Raw genomic sequence first — 13,246 nt, 5'->3', positions numbered from 1 at the left:
CCCTTCGGAGGCCGCGATCAGATCGCGAGCGCGGTCAGCTCTGCGATGCGGGCGCGTGGCGGCTCCGGTTCGCCGCCCGGCGCCGCCGCCGTTTCCTGGACGTCGGCGGGCACAGCGTCCGGCGGCACAGCCGTGGGGAGGATGACTTCGTCGTCGCCCAGAACGATGCCCCGGTTGTTGAGCGCGGGAGAGAACTTCATCAACGTCAGCCTGCTGACCGGCACCGCGCACAGCCGTTCGATCGCCGCCGTCAGCTCGTCCGGCTGGATGAGCGGCGCCTGCGCTCCGACCACCGCGCCCCGCTCTCCCTCGGCGGGTGCGTTGTTGAAGCAGTAGCCCAGGTTCAGCACCTTGCCGACAGTGCCGTGACGGCGTCGCACCGTCGGTGCGAACGAGTCGAGGAACGTGCAGGCCGCCGCGTAGTTCGCCTGCTTGATGGCTTTGAGGTAGGAGTTGATCGAGGACAGGAACAGGGCGAAATCGAGCGAGTCATCGCCGAACACCTGCATGCACCGGACGCTTGCGTCGACCTTGCCGCGCAGCACGTCCTCGAACTGCGCCCCGCTCATCCGGGCCAGGCTCTCCCCCGCGAACACGAGGCCCGAGTGGATGACGCCGTGCACCGCGCCGAACCGTCGTACGATCTCGTCCTTCGCCGCACGCAGGGAAGCGAGGTCGGTGGCGTCGCACCGCAGGTAGAGCGGTGCGGGCCCGTCCGCGCCGGTCGCCCGAGCGATCGCGGCTTCGACTCGCGCGTCCTGCGGCCTGCGTCCGAGCCACACCACCTGGGCGTGGTACCGGCGGATCAGGTACTCGCCGATGACCGTGCCGAGGGCGCCCGCCCCGCCGATGATGACGTACGTGCCGCCCTGCCGCAGCCGGGACGACGTCGGCGAGGCCGGCTGCACGGTCATCAGCCGCTGCTCGTGCCACCGGCCGTCGCGGTGGATACGCAGATTGCCGTCCGGGTCCGCGGCCAGGTCGAGCACCGCGTCGAGAGAAGCCGCGGCATAGTCCTCGACGTCCGCCGCGCGCACCCGCCAGGCCGGGTACTCCTTCGCGGTCGCCCCGGCCAGGCCGGCGACACCGGCGTGCGCCGGGTCGACGACCTCGGCCTCATGGACGGCGTGCGCCCGCTCGGTGATCAGGGTCAGGCCCAAGGGGCGATCGCCGTACCCTGCGGCCAGAAGTGCTTTCACCGTGCGGAAGGCATGCAGCGAGCCTTCGGCCTGGCCCTCGACGACGCTCGCACCGGACCGGTCGTCCACGGCGCCGGGCGCCACCCAGATCAGATGGTCGAGTTCCGGGGCCGACCGGACGGACGTCTCCAGGTCGTCGTGCGTACTCTGCGACGGGTCCGCGACGACGTGCGCTTGTGGCAGGCGCGCGAGGAGAGCGTCCCGCGCCCGCCCCGGGGGCGCGATGATGCCCACGGATGCGGAACTCCGCGGCCACGTCGCGGATTCCGTCCGCTGAAGGGGATCCCACACCGGCACCAGCGTGACGGCGCCGTCCGCCGGGTCCGGCGTCTGCTCGGCTCGACGGCCTGCGATGCCCCGCAGCCGCAGGCACACCGTGCCGTCGCCGGTCGCGAGGTCGATGTCGATCCGTTCCGCGCCGCGCGCGTCCCCGGCACGGCGTATCAGGGCCCACATGGTGGTCGCGCCGGGGGCGAGGACTTCGGCCGACTTGATGGTGAACACCAACCCGACCCGATCGTCGCCGTCGAGCAGGCGCATGCACTGCATGGCCGAGTCCACCAGCGCCGGGTGTGGGAGGGGGCCGTCCATGGTTCCTGTCGCCGTGCCGGGCAGCCGCAGTTCGGCGAGCACCGCGTCGTCACCGCGGTGCACCGCCACGACCCCCTGGAACGTGGGGCCGTAGGCGATGCCCCGATCCCGCCACTCGGCGTAGAACCGCAGGGGGTCGAATGCCGTGGACCGGAAATCCCGGAGCAGCGCGGGCAGATCGATCGCCTGCGCGGCCGTCGGCTTCGCGGCGGACACCTCGCCCTGGCAATGGAGGACGGGCTCGTCCCCGGCGGACTCCGTGGAGGACACCGTGAACCGGGTGATGTCGCCGTCCGCGCGAAGAGCCACCCGCAGTGCGCGCGGCACCCCGGACACCGAGAGGGGCCGCAAGAAGACGACATCGTGCAAGGAGACGGCGTCGCTCGCGGTCCGCGTCGCCGCTGCCGCGGCCCACCGCAGATACATGGCCCCCGGGGCGATCCCGGTTCCCCGCACCTGATGTTCACGCAGGTAGAACTCGTCGCCGGTGAGGATTCCCCCATCGCGCCGCGGCCCGTCGTCCGCCGCCGCGCGGACCGGCAGCGCATAGCGTTCCCTCTCGAAGGGGTAGCCGGGCAGCGCGACGCGGCGGTAGCGGCTGTCGCGGAACAGCTCGGCGAAATCCGGTGCCTCACCGTCGAGGAATCGCTGGGCGAGTGTCCGCAACGTCGAGTCCGAGCCCCGCGCCGGAATGTCCTGCCCGGAGAGCCAGGCAGTGCACTGGCTCTCCAGTTCTGCGATATCCCGGACCACACGCGCCCATCGATGGCGCAGGTGCCTGCGGCCGAGCAGCAGGGTGTGGCTCACGTCGCCGGCATCGAGGTCCGGGTGTTCGCGGCAGTGGCGCGCGAGCCGGACCACCTGTTCCCGCAAGGCGTGCTCCGTCGCCGCCGACAGAGCGATCAACCGGTCCCGGTCCGGCCTGCTCCGCGGCGGCGCGGACGGCTCCGATGGCTGCTCGATGACAGCGTGGGCGTTGGTTCCGCTCGCGCCGAGCGACGTGACCGCGGCGCGCCGCCTGCCGCCTTCGGGCACGGCCCACCGCCTCGGCTCCGTGTGCACGAAGAACGGACTGCCGGCCAACGTGACACTGGGGTTCGTCTCCGTGTGGTGGGGCAGACCGGGGATCACCTCGTGCCTCATCGCCAGCAGTGCCTTGATGACGCCGATCACGCCGGCCGCGGCCTGCGCGTGGCCGATGGAGGCCTTGGACGAGCCGAGCGAGCAGAACCGCTCGGCGTCCGTGAAGCCGCGGAACGCGCGATCGAGCGCACGGAATTCCACCGGATCGCCGAGCCTGGTTCCGGTGCCGTGTGCCTCGACCAACCCGATCCCCGCGGGGTCGATTTCGAAGTCCTGATAGATCTGCCGGATCAGCCGTTCCTGCGAGGTCCCGTTCGGCGCGGCGATGCCGTTCGTCGTGCCGTTGTGGTTGATCCCGATTCCACGGATCACGCCGTGGATGTGGTCGCCGTCCGCCTCGGCGTCCGAGAGCCGTTTGAGGACCAGCGCACCGACTCCCTCGGCGGGCACGAATCCGTCGGCCGCCTGGTCGAACGCACGGCACCGGCCCGTCGGGGAGAGCATCCCGGCCCGCGACGCCGCCAGATACAGCCGCGGCGAGTTCTGGACGTAGACCCCGCCGGCGATCGCCGTGGTGACCTCGCCCGCCCACAGCGCCTGACACGCCAGGTAGAGGGAGACCAACGAACTGGAACAGGCGGTGTCGACCGCGATCGCCGGCCCGTGCAGGTCCAGGTAGTACGCGATGCGGGACGGCACCAGCGAGTTCATGTTGCCCCACAGCGCCTGGCCCGGGTAGTCGGACGGACCCGTCAGATCCAGGTAGTCGCCCGCGGCACAGCCCACGTAGATGCCGCACCGGTCGCGGTCGAGCGAATCGCCCGCGTGGCCGGCGTCCTCGAGCGCCCGCCACGCTTCCTGAAGGAACAGCCGCTGCTGCGGCTCCATGTAGACGGCCTCCGCACCGGAGATCCCGAAGAAGAGCGGGTCGAACGCGTCGACGTCGTCCAGGAGACCGCCGTCCAGGCAGACGCTGCCCAGCGACGCGAGGTCCCAGCGGGACACCTTCGAGACAGCGTCCCGGCCGGAGGCCAACAGGTCCCAGAACTCGTCGGTATCCCGGGCGCCCGGGAACCGGCCGCTCATGCCGACGATCGCGACGGGCTCCCGGCCACCGCCGGACAGCGCGGGTACGGCAGACGGCGCGGCTACGGCAGACGGCGCGGCTACGGCAGACGGCTCGCGTACCGCTGACGGCTCGGGCAGGGCGGAACCTTCAGGTTCCGCGGACGGCCCCGCTCCGGTGGACGGCTCGGGTACGGCAGAGGGTCCAGGCACCGCGGCCACGATGCCGGCGCCCTCCTCGTCGACGATGAACCTCGTCAGCCGCCTGATCGACGGGTTCTCGAACAGCACGCTCGGATCGAGGTCGGTGCTCAGCGACTCGTTGAGCCGGTGCACCAGGGAGACCCCGGTGAGCGAGTCCAGTCCGTAGTCGGCGAAGGGCTTGTCGGCCGCGAGATCGTCCGCGGTCAGCTTCAGCGTTTCGGCGAGGATCCGCTCGACGGCCGCGCGGACCCGCTCCGCGACCGAACCGGGCCCGGCAGGCCGCGGATCCCGGCGCGGGACGGGCGAACCGGCGCGCGCCAGCAGAACCTGCTGGCCGAGTTCGCGGGCGGGCTCCGCCAGCAGTTCAACCGTGTCGAACCCGCACTCCCGCAACACTGCGCGCCACGCGTCCGAGGACAGCGCGGGTCCGCCCGGGATACGCCTTCCGTCCGTGAACCGCCACCACCCTTCGAGGAGCCCGAAGGTCAGGTGCGACCACCAGTCGTTCCGGGCGAGCTCGTTGAGTACGAGGACTCCGCCGGGCCGCAGCAGTGCTCTGGCGTGACGCACCGCCCGCACGATGTCCTGGGTGGCGTGCAGGACGTTGTTGGCGATGACGATGTCGTAGTCGCCCGGGTCGAGTCCCTGTACGCCGGGCTCCCGCTCCACGTCGAACGTCGAGAAGGACACGTACGGCACGTGGCCGGCGAACCGGCGCTCCGCGTCGATCAGGAAGGCCTTCGAGACGTCCGTGTAGCGGTACTCGGCGAGGTCACGGCCCGTCAGCCGGGCGAAGACGCGCTCGCTGGTGCTGCCGGTGCCCGCTCCGATCTCCAGAAGGCGGATCCCGTCGCGGCGGGCGTCCACCTCCGCGCGCACCGCGCCGGCCGTCACCTCGTTGAAGTAGTCGGCCGTCGCGTTCCCCCGGTACGCCGGTTCGACCAGCTCGAACGAGCCGCCCGGGAACATGACCGCCGTGGCCTTCGTCCGCCCGGACAGGATCGCGGGCAAGGCCTCGACCATGCGCTCGGTCAGGCCGGTCTTGGCCGCCAGCTCCGCATCGTCGGCACGGGTGTCCTTCCACGCGCGCCAGGCGCGCCACGCCTGTTCGAGGCCTGGCGCACTCTTCCTGGGCGCCACGAACGCACCCTCACGCACGAGTTCTCCGTGGCTCAGCAGCACGGTCACCGTATGGTCGAGCCACTGGGCGAAGGGCGGCGTGACCTCCTGCCCGATCAGGTCGCGGCGAACGGGCGCGTCGAAGAGTCCCGCCGCCACGAGCTGTGCGACCACGAGCGGGCGCGAGAGGCGGTCCAGCTCGTCCGTGGCGGACGTGCGACCGGACAGGAACGTCTCGACGCTCTCGGGCCCGGCCGCGGCCACGAGCAACGATGCCGCGTCGAGTGGGTCGGTGGCCCGAGGGACCGGCACCGCCTCGGCGGCCGGCCAGTACCGTTTCGCGGCGAACGGATACGTCGGCAGGCTCACCCGCACCGGCGGATTCGCGCCGTGGCAGGCGTGCCAGTCGACGTCGACGCCGTTGACCCACAGGGGCGCGATCTTGTCCCACTCCCCACGTCCGAGCCACCCGGCGACCAGGTCACGCAGCTCCCCGGGGCGATCGAAGAGGCCGAGCAGCGGGTCCTCGGGCCGTCGGGCCGTCCCTTCGAACACCGTTCCGCGCGCACCGCGCCCGACGTAGTCCTGAAGGGTCGCGATCAGCCCGTCGACGTCGTTCGCGACGAAGACCACGCGTTCGGCCATCGCCCGCCGCCCCACCTGCAGCGTGTACGCGAGCGACGCCAGATCGCCGTGCGCGTCCCGGTATCCCGGCAGGAACTCCAGAAGCTGCCGCGCGAGGACGCCGAGCCGCTCCCCGTCGCGGGCCGAGAGGACCACCGCCTGGGGGCCGGGGCGTCCGGGGGCCCGCGCACCGGTCGGCGCCTGTTCCAGTACCGCGTGCACGTTGGTGCCACCGATCCCGAAGGAGCTCAGTCCCGCCCGCGCGGGCTCGTCGCCGTCCAGCGGCAGATTCCGGTCGGCCACGAAGAACGGCGACTCGTCCCAGTCGATCTCCGCGCTCGCCACGTCGCAGTGCAGGGTCCGCGGAACCTCGCCGTGCTGCAGGGACAGGGCCACCTTGATGAGGCCGGCGATCCCCGCGGCCGCGTCCAGGTGGCCGATGTTGCTCTTGACCGAGCCGATGCCGCAGTACTGGCTGCGGTCCGTGTAGTGCCGGTACGCCTCGGTCAGAGCCGCGACCTCGATGGGATCGCCGAGCCTCGTGCCCGTGCCGTGCGCTTCCACGTAGCTGATCGTCGACGGGTCCGTGCCCGCCTTGTCCAGCGCCTTGCGGATCACCTCGGCCTGGCCGCGCACCCCGGGCGCGTAGAACCCTGCCTTGTCGCCGCCGTCGTTGTTCACCGCGATGCCGCGGATCAGGCAGTAGATGTGATCGCCTGCGGCGATCGCCTCACGGGCGCGCTTGAGGACGACCACGCCGACACCTTCACCGCCGGACATGCCGTCGGCGCCGTCGGCGAACGCGCGGCTGCGCCCGTCGCTCGAGAAGTTCAGGCCCGGCTGATGCACGTATCCCAGTTCCCCCGCGGAGAACAGGCTGGCCGCGCCGACGATCGCCTGCTCGACATCGCCGGCCAGGAGTCCCTGACAGGCGACGTGCACCGCGCTCAGCGCCGAGGAGCAGTTGGTGCTCACCGCCATGCTGGGGCCGTGCAGGCCCAGCTTCGTGGAAATCATCGTGGGCACCGTGCCGCCTTGGGCGAACAGCCACGCGGCGTAGGTCTCCGAGCTCGCCAGGACACGCGGGCCCGACGCGTTCGCCATCAGAGCCGGCAGCAGGGCCTGGTAGAAGTTCGTGCTCGTGGACGTGGTGACGCTGGTCCCGGGAACGTCCTCCGGGCGGTAACCGGCGTCCTCCAACGCCTGCCACGCGTGCTGCAACAGCAAGCGCGCCTGTGGGTCCATGAACTCGGCGTCGCGGGGGGAGATGTCGAAGAACGCCGCGTCGAACTCCGCCCTGCCGTCCACGACCGACCGCTGCGGCACGTATCCGGGTCGGGTGATCAGCTCCTCCGGCACTCCGAGCGTGCGCAGTTCCTCGACCGACCATGACGTGCCGCCGCTGCGTCCTTCCACGAGCGCGGACCAGAACGCGCGATGGTCCATGGCCCCCGGGAACCGGCAGGAGATGCCGATCACCGCGATCGCGTCATCGAGCGAGGCGTCGTCGGCCGCCGGAGTGGCAGGGCGCGGATCAGGGTGCTGCTCGGGCTCGACCGGCTGCGCCGTAGGCGTCTGTCCAGCAAGTGCCTGTCCAGCGGGTGCCTGTCCAGCGGGCAGCAGCCCCGTCAGGTGTCGGGCCATCGCCGCGACGGACGGGTGCGCGAAGAGGCCGGTGGGCCGCAGCGAGCAGCCGAACGCGCGGTTGATCCGCTCCACCGCTTCGATGGCCGCGAACGAATCTCCGCCGATGTCGAAGAAGCCTGCGGCACGATCGATGTCACGCGAACCGAGCACCTCCTCGAAGATCCCGCGCACGGCCCGCTCGATGTCGAGCGCGGCCACCGGGGTGGCGGCGGCCGGGAGCGGCACCGTCCGGGCGGCCTCGGTCAGCTTCGCCCGGTCGACCTTGCCGTGCGCCGTGAGCGGAAAGGCGTCCAGGGCCACGAATGCGGCGGGCAGCATGTAGGCGGGGAGGGTCCTGGCGAGTTCCGCGCGCAGCAGCGCGGCGTCGACCGGCGCGGCCCCTTTCCCGGTGTAGTAGGCCGTGAGCCTGTCCGACAGCCCGGTTTGTTCGAGCACGACGACGCTTCGGCCGATCGCCGGGTGGGCATCGAGCACCGCCTCGATCTCACCGGGTTCGATGCGATGGCCGCGCAGTTTGACCTGGTTGTCCATCCGGCCCAGGACGACGATCTCGCCATTCGGCAGTCGGCGCGCGCGGTCGCCGGTCCGGTACAGCCGTCCAGGGGCGAACGGGTTGTCCAGGAAGCGCTCGGCCGTCAACTCCGGCTTCCGGTGGTAGCCGAGCGCGACCCCGTCGCCTGCGATGTGGAGCTCGCCGGTTACGCCCACAGGCAGGGGACTCAGGTTCTGGTCGAGGACGTACAGCTGGGTGTTGGCGATGGGACTGCCGATGGTCACCGGCTCCTCACGGCGCAGCCGCTTGGCCGCTGACCAGATGGTCGTCTCCGTGGGCCCGTACAGGTTCCAGGCCTCGCCGCGCGCCACGAGTTCGTCCTTCAGGCCGTCGGGCAACGCGTCGCCGCCGCACAACATCTGGACGCCCTCGGTGTTCTGCCACCCGACGCGCACCAGCATGGCCCAGGTCGCCGGAGTGGCCTGCATGATGGTGGGCCGCCAATCGGCGACCTTGTCGGTCAGCAACGTGGCATCGGCGGCCGTGGCCGATTCACCGACGCAGACCTGCCCGCCGGTGATCAGCGGGAGGTAGAGCTCCAGGGCCGCGATGTCGAAGCTGTGCGTGGTGATGGCCAGCAGCCGATCGGTGGACGCCACTCCCAGCGTGTCCGCCATGGCCAGCAGGAAATTGGTCAGCGCCGTGTGCGGAACGACGACGCCCTTGGGCCTCCCCGTGCTGCCCGAGGTGTAGATGATGTAGGCGGCCGGAGGTGTCGAGGTTCGCGAGTCCGGTGCGGCGGCGGTCGCCTGCCCCGCCGCCGCCCACGCCCGGGCGGCCTGATCGTCCGGGCGGTCCGTCGGGTACAGTCGCGCGTTCGGCGTCCCCAGGGCGGCCAGCCTGTCCATCACCGCCTCATGGCAGATGATGAGTTGCGCGCCGCTGTCCTCGACCATGTAGGAGAGGCGTTCGACCGGCAGCCGGCCGTCCAGGGGCAGGTACACCGCACCGAGCCGCATGACGGCGAGGAGGGCCACGACGAGGTCGATGGACCGTTCGTAGCAGACCCCCACGACCTCCCCGGGGCCGACGCCTCGACGCGTCAGCGCCTGTGCCAACGCCGAGCTGCGGTCGGCTAGTTCGCGATAGGTGAGGGTCCGCTCCCCGTAGGTGACCGCCGGAGCGTCCGGGTTCGCCTCTGCCTGCTCCGCGAAGAGATCCCAGCAGGTCCGGTGCGTGGGAAAGTGGGCCTCGGTGCGGTTCCCCTCCTCGACGACGCGCCGTTCCTCGTCGTCGAGCAGGTTCAGTCTGCCTATCGGCGACTGCCCGTCCGAGTCGAGGATGCTGTCGACCAGGGTGGCAAAGTGTTCTGCCATGCCCGCGACGGCGGGGGCCGAGAAGGCGTCGGGGTGGTACTTCCAGTTCACCAGGAACCCGTCACCGGGGGCCACGTCCACCGTGAGGTCGTACTCACCCAGCTGGTACAGCCCGTCGACGAGCTCGAAGTCCGTCTCACCGGTGGCGCGGGCCCGCTCGCCCAGGTATCCGGAGAGAGCGGAATCCTGGTAGTTGTACACGATCTGATAGAGGGGCGACCGCGGATTCACGCCCCGGGCACCGAGATCACCCACGATCCGGTGGAACGGGTAGGTCCCGTGCTCGAGTACGTCGAGCACCGTGGACTGTACGCGCCGGGCGAACGACGTGAACTCCTCGGAGGCGCTCGGTCTGCTCCGAATGGGCAGCGTGTTGACGAAGCAGCCGACGACCGGGTCGAAGTGTTCCGTCGGGCGCCCCGCCACCGGCATCCCGATGACGAGGTCCTCGGTTCCGGTGTACCGGTGCAGCAGAGTCAGGAAGGCCGCCAGGAAGAAGATCCCCGGGCTGATCTCCTGTGCAGCGGTGAAGGCCGTGATAGCGGCGGCCTGCTCGTTCGGCAGCCGGCTGGTGTGTACCTCGCCCACATGAGGCGCGTCCGGCAGCAGAGCCGCCTGCGAGGGTAACCCGGTGAGAACGTCCGCTCCGGCGAGCTCCCGCACCCAGAACGCACGGTCCTCCTCGGCACGTTCGCCGACGAGTTCGTCCCGCTCCCACGCGACGAACTCACCGAACGAGGCGGAACCCACCTCGACCGGCACGTCCCGCCCTTCGACCCTCGCCCGGTACGAACGGAACAGAGTGTCGATGACGAGACGCCCCGACACCCCGTCGATCACGAGGTGATGAACGACCAGCAGTACGTATGCCTCGGACGCGGAGCGACGCAGGACGGACAGCCTGGCCAAGGGACCACCGGCCAGGTCGAACGGCTGCCTCGCCCTTTCCTTCAAACAGTTCAACACCCGACCGGACGGCACATCGGAGATGTCCACGTACTCGACGAAGAAACCGTCCGCGTCTCCGTGGGACAGACGCGGCCCTTCATCCGTCTCGCGCACCACGGCCGAGAGAAGCGGATGCCGGGAAAGCGTGTCGCGGAACGCGGCCTGAAGCGCCGCGGTATCCACGTCCGCGAACGAAAGGCACACGGGAACGTTGTACGCGTACGTCTCCGGCTCCATCTTGGCGAGCGCCCACAGGCCGCGCTGCCCCTCGGACAGAGGAATGTCCACGCGTCTGTCGAGTTCGGCCAGCACCCCCGTCGTCGATATCTCGCCGTCGGCGTACATGCGGGCGAGCGCTCGAAGGCTCATGACTGACTCCTTCCTGCCACACCACCCAGGCATGACACTGCGACAGAAGATCGCGAGCGAACGGAAGGACTCTGCCCGAGCCCGCACGGAGCGGGCTTCCCGTTGTCTTCCCACTCGGACTCGTGCACCTGCCGACTACGACCGTTCCTTGATCATCGTGGCCGATCATCGCGTCCCTATACCAGGCCACGTCCCCGAGCGGCTGTCGCAGCGGCATCGGCTCCGGATTCCGGGTGCCGAAGACCCGTTGGTGTGGTGATGCGACGTACAGCACCTCGGCCGAGTCCCACGCGGTGGTGTCGGACGGCTCGGGATGGTCCGACCGCTTCGGCTCGCTCACCGGCGCGTCGGCAGTGCGGTAGGTCCAGCCGTGGTGGGCAAAGGCGCAAGCCACGGCGGGGGCACGAGTCGAGGCAGGCGCGGATCCGGGCGAACACGCCGCCCCACTCCTGACGGTGGAGTTCCGCATCGGTGAACACGGCACCGTCCACCGGTCCGCCTCGGGCGTCGACGAGCCCCGAGAGGTCGTTCGAACGCGACATCTCGGCCGGACGCTTGAAGCCTGCGCGCAGCAGCGAACAGCAGGCGCCCACGGATATGGCCGTCGGTGTCATGACAATCAGTATGACCGGCAGAGCGTTGCGTGTTCTCACGTTCGTGCCGCTGTGGGGCACATCACTTATACGTTTCAGCCGGCGCGGAGTACGTGAGGCATGCTGCCGCCGTGAGTCAGCGCCTGACCGGTCCACTTGCCGGCCTCATTCCGAACCAGGGGCCCTCGCCGACGAACGGGGGGCGCATGACACATCGCCAGGTCTCCCCGGACCGATGCGGATACGACGGCACCGAGATCCGTGTCCGGCGGCCGGCCGTCGCCGGACATGTTGCGCGCCGCGTCGAGGCAAGCCGGTGGCGGCGAACTCGACAACGTACGCGAAAACCGCGCGTCGATACTGCGGGGCACAGGAGACGGCCGGTGAGCCGAAGCGGCTCTGGGGGGGGCGTGGATGGGTCAGGGAGCGGGGACGGGGCCGCCGGGCCGGAAACGCTCCACCCCGACAATGTGCCGCACCTTGACAGGGCGCACGATCACCGCGACCCGCTGCTCCCCCGGCATGGTCCACTCGAACCGCTCGCTGCCCAGGTACTTCCGCGCCAACCGGTCCATCCGGTCGTGTGCCTCGTCACCCTCGATGAAGCGGGCCACCTCGCCACTGATCTGCACTCGGTCAAAGGGATCGACGGCGTCCGCGTGGGAGAGGTAGACACGGGGGTCGCGGCGCAGGTTTTCCTCCTTCACCCGGCCGGTCGACGTGTTGAACGTCAGCTCCCCCTCTCCTTCGAGGTCAACCCACATCGGGCTGACCTGCGGTGCTCCGTCCGCGAACACGGTCCCGACGTACCAGATGTTGGCGGCTCGCAGCCGGGCGCGGACGGCTTCGTCGAAGGTCGCAGTCATCCCACGAGGCTACAACCACGATCCGCGGGCCGGCCTGAGACGAGGTCGAACACTCGAACACGATGCACACCCGACTGCGCCTGAGCCGGGCCGAGGACAGCAGTACGCATCCGCTGCACCCACTCGACCGGGCGACCGGGGCGCTCTACGCCCGCAGGATCCTTCAGATTCACCATTCCCCCGTTCTTTGATCACAACTCCGTCACTAACGGAAGAAGTAGATCCTCCGGTCGTATCCATCTCGCTATGTTCATGCCTCCACGAAGCATCCTGGGGGGACCATGGACTGGAACAGCCCGCAGCACCCGTCGCGTCAGCCCGACTGGGGGCAGGGCGGTATGGTCACGCCGCCGACACCTCCTCCGCCTGGCGGTCCACGATGGGCGCGCAAGCGTGTCGTACTCCCCGCCGCAGGCGCACTGTTCGTCCTGGGCGTGGGAATCGGCACTACAGGTGAACAGCCACAGGTCGTGCAAACAGCCGCAGCGAAGACGGAGCCAGGCCCAACCGTCACGGTGACGGAGACGGCAAAGGTCACGGTCACCGCGAGCCCGGAGCCGGCCCCGACGGTCACGAAGATCAAGAAGGTGCGGGTAACGGTCACCGCAGCACCACCGCAGCCGAAACCCGAGAAGAAGCCTGTGCCCCGCGAAGAGGACACAGGCAGTGACGGCTCAGGAAGTACGTCGGCGTACTACAAGAACTGCACCGCGGTCCGCGCCGCCGGCGCCGCGCCCATCAGAGCCGGCGATCCCGGGTACGGAGGGCACCTGGACCGCGACGGAGACGGGGTCGCCTGCGAATAGGGCCCGCCGACACCCTCGTGGCGGGCATTTCAACCACCGCAACCGGCTCCCCTCCGACCGGTCGACCGGATCAAGGACAAGATCGCGGTGGTCGCCGGCCAGGTGTACGCCCCCGAGCTGGAGTCTTCCTCACCACCCACCCCTCCGTGCGGCGGAGCACCGTCTACGGGCTGAAGGGCGACGGCGGCCACGAACGCGTCCACGCGACGGTCGTCACCGCGGACGGCCTGCGGGCCTGGTGCGTGAGGGGCGGGGGCGTGAGG

At 70.2% G+C, this 13,246-nt stretch carries 3 protein-coding genes; 1 reads left to right on the top strand and 2 read right to left on the bottom strand.

The genetic code is table 11. The annotated features are described in order from the left end of the window. Nucleotides 1-17: 17 nt before the first annotated feature. Both HET64_RS12275 and HET64_RS12270 read right to left on the bottom strand, forming a co-directional pair. Nucleotides 18-10,718, bottom strand: a complete 10,701-nt coding sequence (locus HET64_RS12275; RefSeq protein ID WP_215104773.1) for a non-ribosomal peptide synthetase — start codon at nucleotides 10,716-10,718, stop codon at nucleotides 18-20. Nucleotides 10,719-11,730: 1,012 nt separating this feature from the next. Further along, nucleotides 11,731-12,177 carry a TIGR03618 family F420-dependent PPOX class oxidoreductase gene (locus HET64_RS12270; protein WP_215104771.1) on the bottom strand — a complete coding sequence of 149 codons (447 nt, stop codon included), beginning with the start codon at nucleotides 12,175-12,177 and terminating at the stop codon, nucleotides 11,731-11,733. Between the two features lie 281 nt (nucleotides 12,178-12,458). Between HET64_RS12270 and HET64_RS12265 the strand changes: the two genes are divergently transcribed. Beyond that, on the top strand, nucleotides 12,459-12,983 hold the full coding sequence (locus HET64_RS12265; protein WP_215104769.1) for an excalibur calcium-binding domain-containing protein: 525 nt from the start codon (nucleotides 12,459-12,461) through the stop codon (nucleotides 12,981-12,983). Nucleotides 12,984-13,246 lie beyond the last annotated feature (263 nt).

It is taken from the genome of Streptomyces sp. McG3, from assembly GCF_018619185.1.
GTDB lineage: Bacteria > Actinomycetota > Actinomycetes > Streptomycetales > Streptomycetaceae > Streptomyces.
The sequence above is the reverse complement of the archived record's forward strand: the minus strand, read 5'-3'. Positions and strand labels throughout refer to the sequence as shown.

Bases quoted from the DNA above. Each gene is read 5' to 3' on its own strand.
- HET64_RS12275 (WP_215104773.1), bottom strand. From the start codon at position 10,718: ATGAGCCTTCGAGCGCTCGCCCGCATGTACGCCGACGGCGAGATATCG.
- HET64_RS12270 (WP_215104771.1), bottom strand. From the start codon at position 12,177: ATGACTGCGACCTTCGACGAAGCCGTCCGCGCCCGGCTGCGAGCCGCC.
- HET64_RS12265 (WP_215104769.1), top strand. From the start codon at position 12,459: ATGGACTGGAACAGCCCGCAGCACCCGTCGCGTCAGCCCGACTGGGGG.